The sequence below is a fragment of the Pseudomonas sp. FG86 genome, assembly GCF_057808775.1.
The window spans coordinates 47,757-64,547 of the sequence record NZ_JBMDIS010000026.1 but is presented as its reverse complement, the minus strand read 5'-3'; the positions used below and the strand labels follow the sequence as shown (position 1 = coordinate 64,547).

The window sequence follows — 16,791 nt, the reverse complement described above, 5'->3', positions numbered from 1 at the left end:
ATCATTTGTTCACGTCGAGGGGCGCGCGCCCGTAGATGTCATCGAAGCGCACGATATCGTCCTCCCCCAGGTACTCGCCGCTCTGCACCTCGATCATCACCAGGTCGATGATGCCCGGGTTGCTCAAACGGTGTTTGTGCCCGGCCGGGATGTAGGTCGACTCGTTGGCGTTGATCAAGAACTCGCGCTCGCCATTGGTGATCTGTGCCGCGCCGCTGACCACCACCCAGTGCTCGCTGCGGTGGTGGTGCATCTGCAACGACAACGATGCCAGGGGCTTGACCACGATGCGCTTGATCTTGAAGCGGGGGCTTTCCTCCAGAACGGTATAGGTGCCCCACGGCCGCGTCACGGTACGGTGCAAGCTGTACGCCGGGTGGTTCTGGCGCTTGAGTTCGGCGACGATGTAGCGCACATCCTGGCTGCGATGGGCGTCGGCGATCAGCAGCGCGTCGGGGGTGTCGACGATGATCAGGTCGCGCACGCCCACCGCGCCCAATACACGCTTGGGCGAGTCGATGTAGCAGTTGTGCACGTCGTGCAGGATCGCTTCGCCATTGACCTGGTTGCCCTGGGCGTCATTGGGGGTGAGTTGGCGCAGGGCTTCCCAGGAGCCGATGTCGCTCCAGCCGATGTCGCAAGGCACCACGGCCACGTGCTGGGATTTCTCCATCAGTGCCACGTCGATGGAAATGTCCGGTGCGCTGCCGAAGGCATCGGCGTCCAGCTCTCGCTGGCGCGAGGTTTTGTTCTGCAGGCTTTGGCTATGCGCCAGCGCAGCGCTGGCCGCTTCCAGGACGTCGGGAGCATAGGTCGTCAGTTCGTTGACCAGGGTGCTGGCCTTGAAGCAGAACATCCCGGCGTTCCACAGGTGCTTGCCACCGTCGAGGTAGGCCTGGGCCGTGGCCAGGTCGGGTTTCTCGACAAAGCGTTTGACGCGATACCCGGCACTCAAGGCCTCGCCTTGCTCGATGTAGCCAAAGCCCGTCTCGGGGCGATCGGGCTGGATACCGAAGGTCACCAGGTAGCCGGCTTCAGCCAGCACGCGGGCCTGGCTCACGGCGGCGGCGAACGCGGTTTCATTGAGGATCAAGTGGTCGGCGGGCATGATCAGCAACGGCGCGTCGTCGCCGAAATGCTCCTGTACATGCAGTGCCGCCACGGCAATCGCGGCGGCCGTGTTGCGCCCGAACGGCTCCAGCAAAAGGTCCAGGGGCAGGTGCGCCTTGTTCACCAGCCGGTAGTCATCGAGGGTGCGAAACAGCAGGTCGCGGTTGGTGACCGTGAGTACGCTCTGCACGCCGGGCAGGCGGCTGGCGCGCTGGAAGGTTTTCTGCAACAGGCTCTGGCCATCGCGCATGCGCATGAAGGGTTTGGGCATGTTCTGCCGCGACACCGGCCACAGCCGCGTGCCCGAACCACCGGAAATGATGCAGGGAATTAATCCGTCGAGGGGATTCATCAATAGACTTCCTTGGTGGAAAGGACGGCCGGGACCGTCATGAAGACGATGTACAAGTCAAACCACACCGACCACTTGGAGATGTACTCCAGGTCGTACTCGACACGTTTCTGGATCTTGAACAGCGTGTCGGTCTCACCGCGGTAGCCGTTGATCTGCGCCCAGCCGGTGATTCCAGGCTTGACCCGGTGCCGCGAGCTGTATTCGCTCACCGCCACTTCGAAGGGAATACCGGCGGCCTTGGTGGCCGTGGCGTGGGGGCGCGGGCCAACGATCGACATGTTGCCCAGCAGTACGTTGAACAACTGCGGCAGCTCGTCGATGCTGGTCTTGCGGATAATGCGTCCGACCCGGGTGATACGTGGGTCGTGACGCGTGGTCTGGCGTTCGGCGGTGAAGTCGCTCTGGTCGGTGTACATCGAGCGGAACTTGAATACGCGGATTTCGTTGTCGTTGTAGCCAAATCGATTCTGGCGAAACAGCACCGGGCCCCTGGAGTCGAGCTTGATCGCAATCGCGGTCGCCAGCATCAACGGTGACAGCACCACCAGGGCCAGGCTTGCCAACAGGCAGTCTTCCAGGCGCTTGATCACCGGCGACCAACCGCGCAGTGGCAACTGCGAGGTGTTGAACATCAGGATGCCACCCACTTCGCTGATGCGGCTGTGGCCATAGCGCAAGGCGGCCATGTCGGGCACCAGCATCACGTTCACCGACATCTGGCGCAGGCGATTGACCAGCCCATGGATACGCTGTTCGGCCGCCCAGGGCAGGCAAATCATGACCTGGTTGACCTGCTCGGCGCGGATCAGCTTTTCCAGCTCGCGGGTGTTGCCCAGCAAGGGCAGGTTGCTCAACGATTTGGGAATGCGCTCGGTACGGTCATCGATAAAGCCGATCAGGCCCGAGCGGATATCGCCGTTGCGTTGCAGGTGATCGGCGACGTGCACGGCGGTGTCGGTGAAACCCAGGATCACCGTGCGTTGCAGGTACATGCCGTGGCGCATCAGCTGGCGGTACAGGCGCAGCATGAGCAGGCGCTCAAGGCAGAACAGCCCCAGGCTGGTGATGTACCAATACACCAGGTTGCGCGGGGTCAGTTGCGGGAAAAACTGCAGGATCTGGTACATGAACAGCAGGATGCAAAACGCTGCCGACCAGGCCTTTATCTTGGTGCGCAAGCGCAGTCGATTGCTGAACAGTTCCTCGGAATAAATACCGAGAGCCTGGAACAGAATAATGGTCAGGATCGCGAAAAACAGCAGCAGGCCGAGAAAGTGGGAGCGCAGTTCAGGGGCCATCGGGTCGATGAAAAATACCAGCACCAACGGCGGCAGGATAGCCGTCAGGCCATGGATCGATTTGACGAAAACAACAAAAAATTCAACAAAACCCGCACGTGTTAAAAACAAGCTGTCGACGGACGACGTCTCTGGCATAAAACATCCCTCATTGCACTCCAGACTTCTCTGTTCGGTTCTTTATTCAATAAGGCGGCGGGCCACTTTATTGAGGGAACGTCGAACGACGGCAACTCTGGATAAAACGCAACCGCCCATTCATATGAGTGGAATGTGCGGGGTGGTGACTAAAGGAGTGGTCCCTTTGTGTGCTATGTCAACGAATTGACGACGTTGCGGAAGTGTTGTGATAGACGCTTTAGGCGATATTCTTTTGGCATTTTATTGACGATCCTTGTCCAGGCACTCGGTCATGGCGTGTGTTTTTGAGTGTAGGAACAAATGTGAGATTTTTCCTGTTTAACGCGAGAACCTTTTCCAAAGAGAGGTAGGAAAAGGGGACAAGTATGGGGTGATCAGGAGCATAAAGTGCCCAGCCGCCGGGCTTTCGTTGGTTCGGAAGTTGTCTGCGGAACTTACGCTTAAATGATGCGGTTCATCCAGGAAGTTGTCCTGGGAGGCGGTGCCCACTGTTTGATAATAGTGTTTGGCGAACAGGTGAGTGCCCGGCAGTGTGAGCGTCCAAACGTTATTCATGCTGTAGTCGATGACCCGTACGTGCGGGATTGTATCCAGCACAATTTTTTGTTTGCGTCAGGTTCGCTGCTTAATCTACGAGCTTTCCCGGTGGATGGGCCGAGCATGATAGATCTCGCAACCTTGGCGGTTTTTTCCGGTGCTGTTGTGCTGTTGCTGTTATCGCCGGGGCCGAACATGGCGTTCGTCATCAGCCACGGCATGACCCATGGCTGGCGCGGTGGCGCGGCCTCAGCCCTGGGCATCGGCGTAGCGGACCTGCTGCTGACGGCATTGACGGCCATGGGCGTGACGGCCTTGGTCGCGAGTTGGCCACCGTCATTCGACTTGATTCGCTATGCCGGCGTGATTTACCTGCTGTGGCTGGTATCCAAGACCTTGCAGGCAAAGCCCGGTGGGGCAGCTACCCAGGTCGAACGCGTGCGGTTGGGCCGTGTATGCGTACGGGCCATGCTCAACAGTTTGCTCAACCCCAAGGCGCTGTTGTTTTTCGTGGTGTTCCTGCCGCAGTTCGTGCGCCCCGAAGCAGGCCCGATCGCGACGCAACTGTGGGTGCTGGGCGGCGTGCTGACCTTCATCGCCGCCGTGTTTCACCTGGTGCTGGGGGTGTTTGGCGGGGCGGCCAGCCGGTTTTTCAGCGGCCGCCCCGGCACCGCCACCCTGCAGAAGTGGGGCCTGGCCACGGTGCTGACGGTGTTGGCCGTGCGCCTGGCGCTGATGGCCCGACCGACGTGATGGCTTGTTGAAGAAAGTACGGTCCCCCTGCTCATCGCTGCTGGCGATCAACCGAGGCCCCTACACAAGCCACACTGGCCGCGAGCCGCGTCGTCAACCCAATCGCGCTGCCGCCCGCGCCACAATCTCAGCGCGGGTCTTGCGCGATTCGGCCGTACGCTTGTTGGCTTCTTCCAGCACAGCGGTGGGCGCCGTGTCTGGGCGGCCGGCATTGAACGGTGGCGCCGGGGCGTATTCGATCTGCAACTGCACCAATTGTGCCGCCGCTTCGCTGTACAACTCCGCTGCCAGGGTCAGGGCGAAGTCGATGCCGGCGGTGATGCCGCCGCCGGTGAACAGGTTGCCATCGCGCACCACGCGCTCCTGTACCGGGATCGCGCCAAGAGGGGCGAGCAGGTCGTGGTAGGCCCAGTGCGTCGTCGCCTTGCGTCCGCGCAACAGGCCCGCCGCGCCGAGCACCAGCGAACCGGTGCACACCGACGTCACGTAGCGCGCGGTCCGGGCCTGGGCCTTGAGGAAGTCCAGGGTTTGCGGATCTTCCATCAACGGGCCCACACCGGAACCGCCGGGCACGCAGAGCACATCCAGGTTCGGGCAGTCGGCGTAGGTCATGGTCGGGGTAAAGACCATCCCGGTGCTGGACGTGACCGGAGCCAGGTCTTTCCAGACCAGGTGCAACTGCACATCCGGCAACGAGCCCAGTACGTCGTACGGGCCGGTAAGGTCCAGTTGCTGGATGCCGGGGAACAACACAAAGCCGATCTGCAAAGTCATGAATGACGCTCCGATAAAGGGGTGGACGGCTTCACTCTAGAGGCCTAGGCTTTGGCGCATACGCCATTGAGCCCACGAATCACGCCAATCATGCCCAGACTTGTTCACGTACTCGCCTTCGACAATGCACAAGTGCTCGATGTCACCGGGCCGCTGCAAGTGTTCGCCTCGGCCAATGACCTGGCGCGCCAACGCGGTTTGCCGCTGCCCTATGCCGTCACGGTGATCGCCGATCAGGCACAACCGGTGATGACCTCCGCTGGCCTGGCGCTGGTGGCCGAGCCGTTGCCTGCGGTTGACCAGCCTTGCGACACCCTGCTGATCGCCGGCGGCTGGGGCGTGTACGGCGCCGCCGAAGACCCGGCGCTGGTGGATTGGGTGCGGGAAAAATCCCGGCATACCCGGCGCATGGCTTCGGTGTGTACCGGTGCGTTTCTGCTGGCCGCCAGCGGTTTGCTCGACGGCTGCCGCGTGGCCACCCACTGGACGCGTTGTGACGAGCTGGCGCGCAAGTTCCCCGCGCTTCAGGTCGAGGCCAACCCGATCTTTATCCAGCAAGGCACGCTGTGGACCTCGGCCGGCGTGACGGCCGGTATCGACCTGTGCCTGGCGCTGGTGGAAGAAGACCTGGGCCGCGCCGTCGCCCTGGAAGTGGCGCGGCATTTGGTGGTGTTTCTCAAGCGCCCCGGCGGCCAATCGCAATTCAGCGTGACCTTGTCGTTGCAAAAGGGCGACAGCCGCTTTGCCGAATTGCACGCCTGGATCGCCGAGAACCTGACCCTCGACCTGACCCTCGCGACCCTGGCCGCCCAAGCCGGCATGAGTGAGCGCAGCTTCGTGCGCCACTACCGTGCCGAAACCGGGCAAACCCCGGCGCGTGCCGTCGAGTTGATCCGTGTTGAGACTGCCCGCCGGCAACTGGCGGACAGTACGGCATCGATCAAGCGCATCGCCGTGCAGTGCGGCTTTGGCTGTGAAGAGACGCTGCGCCGCAGCTTCCTGCGGGCCTTGGCGGTGACGCCACAGGCCTATCGCGAACGTTTTTCGCCAGTGGCCTAGGCAAGCAATTCCAACAGCGCTTCAAGGGTCGCGTGTGGCGCTTCCTGGGGGATATTGTGGCCCACACCGGCCAGCACCTGCCGGCGATAGACACCGCTGAAGTGCGCCACGTCGTCGTCCTCCAGGGGCGGCGGCCCCACGCCATCATCGGCACCACACAACGAAATCGTCGGCACCGTAATCGCCGGTTGCAGCGCCAGGGCCTGCTCGATGACTTCCAGCCCTGGGTCGCCGGGCGCGTACATGAAACGGTGACGATAAGAGTGGATCACCACCTCGACAAAATCCGGGTTATCGAACGACGGCGCGGTCTGGCCATACAGGCTTGGTCCTTCGGTCCAGGACGGTGACCACAATGACCACAGCAACTCACAGAGCTCGCGCCGATGGGCAGTCAAGCCGTCCACCCCGCGCTGCGTATGAAAGTAGAACTGGTACCACAAGCGATGCTCCGTCGCAGGCAACTGAGGCGTGAGCGACTGGGCGATGTCCTGGATGTTGTAGCCATCCCCGGTCACCAACCCTCGCACCCGTTGCGGCCACAACGCCGCGACAATACAGGCGGCACGGCCACCCCAGTCGTAGCCGGCGAGAGTGGCGCGCGGGATTGCCAGCCCATCCATGAATTCCAGCAGATCCTTGGCCAACGCCGCTTGCTGGCCGGAACGCATGACGTGTTCGTTGATAAACCGCGTCGGGCCATAACCGCGCAGGTACGGCACCAGCACCCGATAGCCACGCGTGGCCAACGCCGGGGCGATTGCATCGTAGGCGCGAGGGTCATAGGGGAAACCGTGCAGCAGGATCACTGGCTCACCGTCAGTGGGGCCGTGGGCTTCATACGCGATATCGAGCTGGGAGGTGCGTACATAGAACAGTGGGGCGGTGACGGACATGGCAGGCTCCTGGCGATGCATGGTTGCGGGAACTCTAGTCGAAGACTGTGATGGGATGGGCGACGGTGGTCGACAAGCGTGTGACGTGTCCTGCCACTCCTGCGCCAACACCCCCAGCACACACAGGCGACCTCAGGGCTGCCACACCGTCTTCTCTCCACTCAACTTGCGATCCAGGAATGTCGCCGCGCTGATCAACGCCAAGTGGCTCAACGCCTGGGGGGTGTTGCCCAAATGCCGTGCCTGGCTGTCGAACTCTTCGGCGTACAACCCCAGCGGGTTGGCATAACGCAGCAACTGTTCGAATTCCAGGTGGGCCTTTTCCACCTGGCCGGCGCGGGCCAGGCATTCGACGTACCAGAACGAGCAGGCGGCAAATGCGCCTTCGGTGCCTTGCAGGCCGTCGATCTGGCTGTCGTCGTTGCGATAGCGGTACACCATGCCGTCGCGTACCAGGCTGTCCTGGATCGCTTCCAGCGTCGACAGCCAACGCGGATCGGTGGCGGCGACAAAGCGCACCAGCGGCATCAGCAGCATCGAACCGTCCAGCGCGGTGCTGCCGATATGCTGCACAAAATGCCCGCGCTCTTCGTTCCAGAAGTTGCTCCAGATGTCGGCGTAGATCGCCTGGCGTGTCTCGTCCCAGCGCGCGAACGGGGCCGGCAGGGAACGCTTGGAGGCCAGGCGGATCGCGCGGTCCAGGGCTACCCAGCACATCAGCCGCGAATGCAGGAAGTGATGCTGCTCGCCGCGCATTTCCCAAATGCCCACGTCTTTCTGGTTCCAGACTTCACAGACCTGGTCGGCCACTTCTACCGTGTGTTTCCAGCCTTCGTGGGAGATGGCTTCGCCGTATTTGTTGACCAGGTACACCGCGTCCATCAACTCGCCGTAGATGTCCAACTGCACCTGGTCGAAGGCTTCATTGCCGATGCGCACCGGGGCCGCGCCGCCGTGGCCGCTGAAGTGATCAAGGGTGGCCTCGGGCAACTCCTGGCGGCCGTCGATGCCGTAGAGGATATTGATTTTGGTCGGTTGGCCACAGCAGTCGCTGACCCGGCCTTTGAGCCAGCGCATGTAGGCGTTCGCTTCCTCGATGAAACCCAGGCGCATAAAGGCATAGACCGTGAACGAGGCATCGCGGATCCACGTGTAGCGGTAGTCCCAGTTACGCTCGCCGCCGCGGGTTTCCGGCAGGCCGAAGGTGGCGGCGGCGATGATTGCGCCGTGTTTGCGCGAGGTCAGGAGCTTGAGTGCCAGCGCCGAGCGGTTGACCATTTCGCGCCAGCGTCCGCGGTAATTCGATTGGGCGATCCAGCCGCGCCAGAAGCTCAGGGTACGTTGCAGGTACAGGTCGGTGCAGGCGTTGGTGACCCGGGGGTCGTCCTCGCCACCGAGGATGAATTCGGCGCTTTCTTCCTGGCCGAGGGTAAACGTCGCCACGGCGGCCTGGTTATCCAGTTGCAGCGCATGGCTGCCCGCCAGGCGCAGCCCAGGCTGGCCATCAGCGGTGAACAGCACGGCGTTTTCATCGGCGCTGGCGTGAGTTCGCGCACGCGCATAGTCATGGCGCACAGCGCAGCGCAGATGAATCGTTGCCGTTCCGCTGACCACTCGCACCCGGCGAATCAACAGGGGCAGGTCGTCGACGGCTTCACTGACACACAGCAGGTCGGTCACTTCCACTACCGCCTCGTCGCTGAGCCAGCGGGTTTGCAGCACGTTGGTATCGGGCAGGTAGATTTGCTCGCGGCGGGCCTCGGGCAGGTTCGGGGTGAGTTGAAAAATGCCGGCCTCGGGGGTGTCGAGCAGCGAGCAGAAAATCGAAGGGCTGTCGAATTCCGGCCAACAGAAAAAGTCGATGCTGCCCTTGTCGTTCACCAGGGCGGCGCTGCGCATGTCGCCGATAATGCCGTGGGCATCGATGGCGCTTTGTGGCTCTTTGTTCAAATCAACCATTGCCACGAAACTCCGGATAAAGGCTCATCCCGCCATCAATGAAAAGGGTACTGCCCACCACATAGTCCGAGGCGTCGCTGGCCAGCCAGACCACCGCATTGGCCACGTCTTCCACGTCGCCCACACGCCCATACGGAATCAACTTGAGCAGCTCTTTTTCCGCCGCACCCTCAGTGGCCGCCTGGTTGATCGCCGTGCGAATCGCTCCTGGGGCAATGCCGTTGATACGGATGCGTTGCTCGCTGACTTCCTGGGCGAGGGTGCGCATCAGCATCTCCACGCCGCCCTTGGACGCGGCGTAGTTCACATGCCCGGCCCAGGGGATCAACTGGTGCACCGAACTCATGTGGATGATCTTGCCCGCCGCTCGCGACACGCCATCGCGCACGCCCTGGCGCTGGAAAATTCGCACGGCGGCGCGGGCGCAGAGGAACTGGCCGGTGAGGTTGACGCCGATCACCGTGTTCCAGTCGTCGAGGCTCATGTCGACCAGGTTCGCGTCTTTTTGCAGGCCGGAATTGGCCACCAGGATGTCCAGGTGGCCAAAGGCTTCGAGGCTCTTTGCGAACAGGCGTTCCACGTCGGCCTCCTTGGACACATCGCCACCGATGGCAATCGCCCGGCCGCCGTCGGCATTGATCTGTGCGGCGAGGGCCTCGGCGGGTGCCGCCTGGGCGTTGTAGTTGAGCACCACGGCCGCACCGGCAGCGGCCAGGGCCTTGGCTGCGCCGGCACCGATGCCGGAGCTGGCGCCGGTGACCAGGGCCACTTGTTGCTGCAATGAAATCTGCATCGACCATCCACCGTATTGTCAGAGTCCTTTCAGCTGACTGGCGGCGCGGCGCGGAAGTTCACCGGATGTCTTGAATGCGACGACAGCTGTCTCTTTCAATCGTTTTCGCCAGTGTGCTTTTCGCTAGACTCAGGGCCTGTTGACGCGAGACCCGCCCATGACTGCCCAATCGTCTCCCAGGCCGTGGCTTGAAGCCTATGCCGACAATTACCACAACGATGAGGTGGTGCACGCCCATTGCCATGCCGAAGCCCAACTGATTCATGGCGTCTCCGGGGTCATGCTGGTCAGCACCGCGCAAGGCAGCTGGCTGGTGCCTTCCGGGCATGCGCTGTGGGTGCCGGCGGGGACGGCCCATGAGATTCGCATGGCCGGTGACGTGCATATGCGCACACTGTTCCTGGCGCCGGATGCCGAGCCCGAATTGGGCCGAGTGTGCCAGGTGATTGAAGTGTCGGCGCTGCTGCGCGAACTGATCGTCGCCGCCACCTTGATCGCCGGGCAGAACAGCCCGCGCATGCAGGCGATGATCGAGCTGATCCGCATGGAGCTGCTCACGGCGCCCGTGGTCGCGATGCATGTGCCGGTGCCCGCCGAAGCGCGGTTGGCGCGGTTGTGCACGCACTTTATCCGCAACCCTTCCGATGACAGCAGCCTGCAAGCCTGGGCCGACATCCTGAACATGAGTACACGGACCTTGAGCCGGATTTTCCAGCGCGAACTGGGCATGAGCTTTGGCGAATGGCGCAAGCGCGCGCGGCTGGCCCTGAGCCTGAAATTGCTGGCCCAGGGCGTCTCCATTCTGGAGGTGGCGCTGGAGCATGGCTATCAAAGCCCGAGCGCCTTCAGTGCGATGTTTCGGCGGGCGATGGGTTACCCGCCGAGTCATTTCCGCCCGGGCGCTTGATTCGCTCATCCCGGTGTCTGTCCGGCGACGACACATGGCCTGGGCGCGCGCGAAACCCGCGAGGCGACTGCCTATGCTGCAAGGCCCTTTCTTGAACGAGCCTTGTGATGCCCAGCTCTGTGATTGTCGCCTTACACCGCACACCGCTCGCGGTTGTGTTGAGTGCGCTGGTCGCGTGCGGCCACGTGCCGTCGACCCAGGTCACCGCGCAGCCCGCGCCACGCTTGTCGGTGGAAACCAGTGACGCGCTGCCCGACCATTGGTGGCAGTTGTACCGCGACCCGCAATTGGATGCCCTGGTGGAAAAGGCACTGCGTGAGAACAAAGACCTGGAGGCAGCCGGTGCCCATGTCGATGCATTGCTCGCGCAGTTGCAGCAATTTGAAGGTGAACGCCGTGCCTCGACGACGTTGTCCTATGGCCTGGACTATGGACGCAGTCGTGATGACCAGACCCTGGCCAAGGCCTCTGGCCAGTCAGCGGATGGACAGTGGAGCCATACCCCGCAATTTTCCCTGAGCTACACCCTGGACCTGTGGGGCGCGGTGCGCTATCGCATTGCCGCCGCCCGCGCCGATGCCCAGGTGGCACGGGCGATGGAAGATGAGTGGCGCGTGACCGTGGCGGCGCAGACCGCCAGGGCCTATGCCCAGGCGTGCGTCTACACGCAACAGGCGCAGGTGCAGCGCCATTCGGTGCAATTGCTGGAGCAGAGCGTCGACATCACCCAGCGCTTGCGCCACGCCGGTGCCGCCACCGAACTGGACGTCGCGCGCCTCCAGGGTTTGCTGGAGGAGACCCGTGCGCCCTTGCCCATGTTCACTGCCCGGCGCCAGAGCGCGCTGTATGAACTGGCCGCGCTCAGCGGCCAAACCCCGGAAAAGGTGATCGCCTTGCGCTGTGCCCAGGCGCCGCAATTGCAGGCACCGTTGCCAGTGGGCGAGGGCTGGGCGCTGGTGCAACGGCGCGCCGATATCCGTCGCGCCGAAGCGCGGTTGCGTTCAGCCACAGCGTCCACGGGCGTTGCCCGCGCGCAGCTTTATCCGCGTATCACCTTTGGCGCCATGCTGGGCTCTTCGGCTGCCAGCCTGGGTAAGCTGGGCAATGCTGATGCTGTGGTGTACGGCATTGGGCCCTTGCTGTCCTGGCAGTTTCCCGACCGGCAGATCGCCCATGCGCGTATCAGCCAACGCCAGGCCGAGACCCACCAGGCCCTCGCGCAATTCGATGCCACGGTGCTGGGCGCGCTCAAGCAAGTCGAGCAAGCCTTGGCCCTGTACCAGGGCGAACAGCAGCGTCGCCAGGCCGTCGCCGACGCTCTCGATAACAGCCGTCGCGCCTTCGACCTGGCCCGGCGTGGCTTCCAGGCCGGTGGGCTGGATGCCCTGCAACTGCTCGACAGCGAACGCAACCGGGTCAGCCTCGAGGCACGCCTGGCCCAGGTCGACCTGCAATTGATCAACCGTCAGATCGACGTGTTCCAGGCCCTGGGTGGCGGCTGGCAGCGTGACGACCCGGCGTCTTCCCTCACTGTTAATACCCTTGGAGCTCGCCCATGAACCAGGCAATTGAAGTCCTTCCTCCTACGTTGATGCAGCGTCATCGCCGGGCACTGGTCAGCGCTGTTTCAGTCGCTGCTTTGCTGGGCGTCGTAGGGGCTGGCGCCTGGTGGTGGAACCTGGGCCAATACTTGGAGGAAACCGATGATGCCTATGTGCGCGCCGACTGGGTGGCAATCAGTCCGCGGGTGGCCGGTTATGTCAGCGAGGTGCTGGTCGACGACAACCAGGCGGTCAAGGCCGGAGATGTGCTGGTGCGTATCGATGCACGGGATTACACCGAGCGCCTGCACAGTGCCGAGGCGCAGTTGCAGCAAGCACATGCGGCGGTCACCGCGCAGCAGGCACGCCTGGACACCTTGGACGCACAATTGAGCGAACAACAGCAACGCATCGTTCAAGCACGTGCAGCCCTCGACAGCGGTGAGGCTGAAGCGCGACGGGCGCATTTGGACTACCAGCGCTATCGCAACTTGGTGGCACAACAGGTGGCCAGCGCGCAGCACCTGGAAACCGTGAGCGCCAGCCAGGCCCAAGCCCTGGCGGCGCTGGCCCAGGCGCGTGCCCAGGTCGCGCGCCAGCAGGCGCAGGCGCAGGTTATCCAGGCGCGTCGACAGCAAGCCCAGGCCCAGTTGCTCGAGCGCCAGGCGCATATTGGCGAAGCCCAGGCCAGCCTGGCCCTGGCCCGCAATGCCTTGGCCGATACCGCCATCCGTGCGCCCTTTGACGGCGTGGTCGGGCAACGCAAGGTGCGGCGCCAGCAATACGCAACGCCGGGTCTGCCGCTGTTGGCCGTGGTACCGGTGACCCAGGCTTATGTGATCGCCAATTTCAAGGAGACCCAGCTGCAGCACATGGCACCGGGGCAGGCGGTGGAGATTGCGGTGGACAGCTTCAGTGGCCAGCACTGGCAGGGTGAAGTCCACAGCATCGCCCCCGGTTCCGGCGCCGTGTTTGCGCTGTTGCCGCCAGACAACGCCACGGGCAATTTCACCAAGATCGTCCAGCGTTTTCCGGTGAAGATCCGCCTGGTGCAGCGGGGCGGCGCGAGCCCGCCGATCCTGCCGGGCATGTCGGTGATCGCCACGGTCGATACCCGTGGGGAGCGTGCCCATGGAGGCTGAGGCGCATTCGTCCCAGGTCTCGCTGCGTGCCTGGGTGGCCGTGATCGGCGGGCTGTTTGGTTGTTTCATGGCCGGCATGAACGTGCATGTTACCAGCGCCGCGCTGCCGGAAATCGAAGGCGCCCTGGGGGCGACGTTCGAGGAAGGCTCGTGGATTTCCACCGCGTACCTGGTGGCGGAAATCATCATGATCCCCCTCACTGCCTGGCTGGTGCAGGTGTTCTCGCTGCGCCGCGTGATGCTGGTGGGCTCGGGCCTGTTCCTGGTGGCGTCGGTCGCCTGTTCGCTGGCGCCAAACCTGCAAACCATGATCGTGATCCGCGTGGTGCAGGGCGCGGCCGGGGCGGTGCTGATTCCGTTGTCGTTCCAACTGATCATCACCGAGTTGCCGGCCAGCAAGGTGCCGTTGGGCATGGCGCTGTTCAGCTTGGCCAATAGCGTGGCCCAGGCGGCCGGCCCTTCCATGGGCGGGTGGCTGACGGACATGTATTCCTGGCGCTGGATTTTCTACCTTCAACTCTTCCCCGGTATCGCGTTGCTGGCGGCGGTGGCCTGGTCCATCGATCGTCAGCCCATGCAACTGAAGCTGTTGCGCCAGGGCGATTGGTGGGGAATCGCCTGCATGGTGCCGGGCCTCGGTGCGCTGCAAATCGTGCTGGAGGAGGGGGGGCGCAAAGATTGGTTCGGCTCGCCGTTCATCGTGTGGATGACGTTGTTGGCGGTGGTGGGGTTGATCGGCTTTGTTGCTCGTCAGTTAGGAGGGCGGCACGGGTTTATCAACTTGCGGTTGCTGGGGCATTACAACTTCGGGGTGGCCAGTGTGGCGATGTTCATTTTCGGCGCCAGCACCTTCGGCCTGGTGTTCCTGGTGCCCAATTACCTGTCGCAACTGCAGGGCTACAACGCGCGGGAAATCGGGGTAAGCCTGATTCTCTACGGGCTGGTGCAACTGGTGATGGCGCCGTTCTTGCCACGCCTGATGAAGTGGCTGAGCGCCAAGCTGCTGGTCGCTTCGGGCTTCGCCATCATGGCGTTGGGCTGCTGGATGGGCGCCCATCTATCGACCGACAGTGCCAGCAATGTGATCGTGCCGTCGATCGTCGTGCGCGGCATCGGCCAGCCGCTGATCATGGTGGCCTTGTCAGTACTCGCCGTGCAGGGGTTGGCGAAGGCGGAGGCGGGCTCGGCGTCGGCGGTGTTTTCGATGCTGCGCAACCTGGGTGGTGCCGTCGGCACGGCGCTGCTGGCGCAACTGGTGGTGGTGCGTGAGCGGGTGCATGCGGCGCGCATTAATGAGTCAGTCACGGTGTTCGACCCAGCCTTGCAGCAACGCTTGCCCGGTGAGGGTGTGTTGCAGGCGCAACTGCCGGACCAGCAGTGGGCCTTGCAGATATTGGATCAGGGCATTCATCATCAGGCGTTCCTGATGGCCTACAGCGATGCGTTCTACCTGGCATGTGTGGCCTTGACGCTGTGTGCCGTGGCGGCGTTGATGTTGCGGCGCGGTTGAGTCTTGACCCCAGTGAAGGCCCTCAAGAAAATGATGCTTTTCGATCTTAAAAATCAATAGGTTGCGCGTTATTTAATGCATGCACTGCTTAAGGGAGTGGCACTGCGATTCGAGCCTGTTAGCCGAAACGCTTGAAAGGAAAAAAGTAGTGACGATGCACAAAGTAATCTGGATGAAGCGTTACCGCGCAAGGTTGATTTCCGTGGTCTGTCTCATCGTGGCTATCGCTTTGGTGGTTCTCGCGCGGCTTGACACTTATGGTCTGGATCGCAGGGCCAGCGAACCTTTTGCATTCGACGCAAATGGACTGCGCCTGGCCGGCACGCTCTGGCTTCCTGACCACGCAGCGACAGCGGCAGTCGTTCTGGTTCACGGAGATGGCCCCCAGGATCGCACGTCGCAGCAAGGTTACGATCCCCTCATCAATGCGCTTCTCGATGCAGGTATCGCGGTTGCTTCGTGGGATAAACCAGGCATTGGGGCGTCGCAGGGGAATTGGCTCAGCCAGTCCATGGCTGATCGCTACGTGAACGCGCGCAGCGCGTTGTCCGCCTTGCGCAGTAAGCTGCAAGGAATCCCTGTCGGTGCGCTTGGGTTTTCTCAAGCCGGCTGGGTACTGCCCCGCTTTGCGTCGGGTGAGGCCGACTTTCTGGTGCTTGTCGGCGGTGCGGTATCCTGGCAACGGCAAGGTGACTATTACACTCGGACGCGGTTGCAACGCACTGGGATGTCCGAGCGTGACATTGACACAACGATGGCTGAGATGGCCGCCGCCGATGACCGCTTGTTTGCCTCTTCGCAGGTGCCGTCGGCTGCTCTTCTGGACGGTATAAGCCCAGAGCGCTGGGCTTTTGTACGGCGAAATTTTCACGAAGATGCGACCAGCGCCTTGAAAAAACTCGATATACCACTCCTTGCGTTGTGGGGGGCGGACGATCTGAATGTCGATCCCGAAGCCAACCCAGCCCTCTATCGAAAGACAGTTGGGGGCAACCATCCAGCCAACCGGATTGAAGTCATCCCGGATGCAACTCATGGGCTACTGAGGGCGGCGTCTTACAACACCCAACTCACCAGCGAATGGTCCTGGTTCACCACGATGAGGTTCCTGATGGAAAGTCGTCATGCCTACGCACCAGGCGCCCTTGAAACGATAAACGAGTGGGTTCATGCAAGATCCGGCCAGTAGATGCGCTGGCTGCTAGCAGTTCGACTGCATGCGGCCAACCACTCGGCAAGCGATGCAGGAGCATCAAGGGTTTTGATTGTCGAGGTGCCGTTTAAACGCGTCGAGCGCAGTAACAATCAGGGGGCCTATCACCGGGTCGGTGGTGATGCCCTCGGCGCTCAACTCGCTGGACAGGAGGTTAACCGACATCGACGCCTCCTCGATGACGCGGGCGGACATCGTATCCAGGACCAGCCGCAATGCGGCTTGCGCATGACTGGCTCTGGGTGAAGCGTTGAAAAGCGCGACAGGCTTGCCTGGGAACTCTTCACTGCTCACGAGCCAATCGAGCATGTTTTTGAATGCGCCGGGAATACCTCGAGCGTACTCGGGGCATGAAAACAACAGCCCATCCGCTTGCCCGATAATTGAGCGTAACTCAATGATTGTCTCGGGGGGATCCTCGAGCAGATCCGGGTTGAAGTGAGGCAATTTACCGATACCGTCGTACTGTGCGACCGATACCCCTTCGGGGCATAGACGCTCCGCTGCTTGTAGCAAAATTGAGTTGGAGGAGGCCTGACGCAGACTTCCCGAGACAGCAAGCAAACGCACCATTTCAGCACCGTTCGTGGTTCATCAAGCGGTGAAGTTTCGCACGAGCCGAACCGCATGCACCATTGCGGCATAGCCATGCGGCAATGGACATGTTCTTCCCGCTTGCGGCTACGAACGAATGTGTTTACAGGATGAAAATCTATTCATTGGATTCAGGGAGAGGGTTGGTCGGATATATAGGCGAACCCGTCATCGCACCGAGCGCATAAGCAGCGCCCGCTTGGCTGACG

Annotated in this window: 14 protein-coding genes; 7 read left to right on the top strand and 7 right to left on the bottom strand. The window is 62.2% G+C overall.

What is annotated here, in order from left to right; genetic code table 11:
• Position 1: 1 nt before the first annotated feature.
• A complete protein-coding gene (locus tag ACODSV_RS18165) occupies positions 2–1,462 on the bottom strand; it encodes a mannose-1-phosphate guanylyltransferase/mannose-6-phosphate isomerase (RefSeq protein ID WP_150054264.1) in 1,461 nt (486 codons plus the stop codon).
• Positions 1,462–2,901: an undecaprenyl-phosphate glucose phosphotransferase gene (locus ACODSV_RS18160; protein WP_024074433.1), complete on the bottom strand. Its 1,440-nt coding sequence runs from the start codon at positions 2,899–2,901 to the stop codon at positions 1,462–1,464. Before ACODSV_RS18160 ends, ACODSV_RS18165 begins: the two co-directional genes overlap by 1 nt.
• Positions 2,902–3,564: 663 nt before the next feature.
• On the opposite strand from ACODSV_RS18160, the gene ACODSV_RS18155 reads away from it, so the two are divergent.
• Complete coding sequence (locus ACODSV_RS18155; RefSeq protein WP_102624319.1) at positions 3,565–4,194, top strand: LysE family translocator; 630 nt, start codon at positions 3,565–3,567, stop codon at positions 4,192–4,194.
• Positions 4,195–4,287: 93 nt separating this feature from the next.
• Here the strand turns inward: ACODSV_RS18155 and inhA are convergent, their stop codons facing one another.
• A complete protein-coding gene (gene inhA, locus ACODSV_RS18150) occupies positions 4,288–4,968 on the bottom strand; it encodes an isonitrile hydratase (protein WP_150054263.1) in 681 nt (226 codons plus the stop codon).
• Positions 4,969–5,058: 90 nt separating this feature from the next.
• Here inhA and ACODSV_RS18145 point away from each other — a divergent pair, with 90 nt between their 5' ends.
• Positions 5,059–6,027, top strand: a complete 969-nt coding sequence (locus ACODSV_RS18145) for a GlxA family transcriptional regulator (protein ID WP_041160887.1) — start codon at positions 5,059–5,061, stop codon at positions 6,025–6,027.
• Here the strand turns inward: ACODSV_RS18145 and ACODSV_RS18140 are convergent.
• From ACODSV_RS18140 to ACODSV_RS18130, 3 genes are all read right to left on the bottom strand, one after another.
• Entirely contained in the window at positions 6,024–6,923 is a 900-nt protein-coding gene (locus ACODSV_RS18140) for an alpha/beta fold hydrolase (RefSeq protein ID WP_150095331.1), read from the bottom strand. The genes ACODSV_RS18145 and ACODSV_RS18140 overlap by 4 nt on opposite strands.
• A gap of 132 nt (positions 6,924–7,055) precedes the next feature.
• Positions 7,056–8,882, bottom strand: coding sequence for a glycoside hydrolase family 15 protein (locus ACODSV_RS18135; RefSeq protein WP_150054261.1), 1,827 nt, complete (start codon positions 8,880–8,882; stop codon positions 7,056–7,058).
• The gene (locus ACODSV_RS18130; RefSeq protein ID WP_024074439.1) at positions 8,875–9,675 is read right to left on the bottom strand and encodes a glucose 1-dehydrogenase; all 801 of its coding nucleotides are present in this window, start codon (positions 9,673–9,675) and stop codon (positions 8,875–8,877) included. The genes ACODSV_RS18135 and ACODSV_RS18130 overlap by 8 nt, the downstream gene beginning before the upstream one ends.
• A 157-nt stretch (positions 9,676–9,832) precedes the next feature.
• Between ACODSV_RS18130 and ACODSV_RS18125 the strand changes: the two genes are divergently transcribed.
• The 5 genes from ACODSV_RS18125 to ACODSV_RS18105 all read left to right on the top strand — a co-directional run bounded on the left by ACODSV_RS18125 (position 9,833) and on the right by ACODSV_RS18105 (position 15,964).
• Positions 9,833–10,582, top strand: a complete 750-nt coding sequence (locus ACODSV_RS18125; protein WP_024074440.1) for an AraC family transcriptional regulator — start codon at positions 9,833–9,835, stop codon at positions 10,580–10,582.
• A 107-nt stretch (positions 10,583–10,689) separates the two neighbouring features.
• Complete coding sequence (locus tag ACODSV_RS18120) at positions 10,690–12,141, top strand: efflux transporter outer membrane subunit (RefSeq protein ID WP_024074441.1); 1,452 nt, start codon at positions 10,690–10,692, stop codon at positions 12,139–12,141.
• Positions 12,138–13,265, top strand: a complete 1,128-nt coding sequence (locus ACODSV_RS18115) for an HlyD family secretion protein (RefSeq protein ID WP_102624322.1) — start codon at positions 12,138–12,140, stop codon at positions 13,263–13,265. Before ACODSV_RS18120 ends, ACODSV_RS18115 begins: the two co-directional genes overlap by 4 nt.
• Positions 13,255–14,775 (top strand): MDR family MFS transporter, encoded by a 1,521-nt coding sequence (locus ACODSV_RS18110; protein ID WP_150095332.1) that lies wholly within the window; start codon positions 13,255–13,257, stop codon positions 14,773–14,775. Before ACODSV_RS18115 ends, ACODSV_RS18110 begins: the two co-directional genes overlap by 11 nt.
• Positions 14,776–14,929: 154 nt before the next feature.
• Complete coding sequence (locus tag ACODSV_RS18105; RefSeq protein WP_150054274.1) at positions 14,930–15,964, top strand: alpha/beta hydrolase family protein; 1,035 nt, start codon at positions 14,930–14,932, stop codon at positions 15,962–15,964.
• Positions 15,965–16,027: 63 nt separating this feature from the next.
• On the opposite strand, the gene ACODSV_RS18100 is transcribed toward ACODSV_RS18105, so the two are convergent.
• Positions 16,028–16,561 (bottom strand): NADPH-dependent FMN reductase, encoded by a 534-nt coding sequence (locus ACODSV_RS18100; protein WP_024074445.1) that lies wholly within the window; start codon positions 16,559–16,561, stop codon positions 16,028–16,030.
• Positions 16,562–16,791 lie beyond the last annotated feature (230 nt).

What these genes read in the sequence shown, in the direction of transcription:
- ACODSV_RS18165 (WP_150054264.1), bottom strand. Translation starts at nt 1,462, where the DNA reads ATGAATCCCCTCGACGGATTAATTCCCTGCATCATTTCCGGTGGTTCG.
- ACODSV_RS18115 (WP_102624322.1), top strand. Translation starts at nt 12,138, where the DNA reads ATGAACCAGGCAATTGAAGTCCTTCCTCCTACGTTGATGCAGCGTCAT.
- ACODSV_RS18110 (WP_150095332.1), top strand. Translation starts at nt 13,255, where the DNA reads ATGGAGGCTGAGGCGCATTCGTCCCAGGTCTCGCTGCGTGCCTGGGTG.
- ACODSV_RS18100 (WP_024074445.1), bottom strand. Translation starts at nt 16,561, where the DNA reads ATGGTGCGTTTGCTTGCTGTCTCGGGAAGTCTGCGTCAGGCCTCCTCC.
- ACODSV_RS18135 (WP_150054261.1), bottom strand. Translation starts at nt 8,882, where the DNA reads ATGGTTGATTTGAACAAAGAGCCACAAAGCGCCATCGATGCCCACGGC.
- ACODSV_RS18145 (WP_041160887.1), top strand. Translation starts at nt 5,059, where the DNA reads ATGCCCAGACTTGTTCACGTACTCGCCTTCGACAATGCACAAGTGCTC.
- ACODSV_RS18160 (WP_024074433.1), bottom strand. Translation starts at nt 2,901, where the DNA reads ATGCCAGAGACGTCGTCCGTCGACAGCTTGTTTTTAACACGTGCGGGT.
- ACODSV_RS18140 (WP_150095331.1), bottom strand. Translation starts at nt 6,923, where the DNA reads ATGTCCGTCACCGCCCCACTGTTCTATGTACGCACCTCCCAGCTCGAT.
- ACODSV_RS18105 (WP_150054274.1), top strand. Translation starts at nt 14,930, where the DNA reads ATGCACAAAGTAATCTGGATGAAGCGTTACCGCGCAAGGTTGATTTCC.
- ACODSV_RS18155 (WP_102624319.1), top strand. Translation starts at nt 3,565, where the DNA reads ATGATAGATCTCGCAACCTTGGCGGTTTTTTCCGGTGCTGTTGTGCTG.
- inhA (WP_150054263.1), bottom strand. Translation starts at nt 4,968, where the DNA reads ATGACTTTGCAGATCGGCTTTGTGTTGTTCCCCGGCATCCAGCAACTG.
- ACODSV_RS18120 (WP_024074441.1), top strand. Translation starts at nt 10,690, where the DNA reads ATGCCCAGCTCTGTGATTGTCGCCTTACACCGCACACCGCTCGCGGTT.
- ACODSV_RS18125 (WP_024074440.1), top strand. Translation starts at nt 9,833, where the DNA reads ATGACTGCCCAATCGTCTCCCAGGCCGTGGCTTGAAGCCTATGCCGAC.
- ACODSV_RS18130 (WP_024074439.1), bottom strand. Translation starts at nt 9,675, where the DNA reads ATGCAGATTTCATTGCAGCAACAAGTGGCCCTGGTCACCGGCGCCAGC.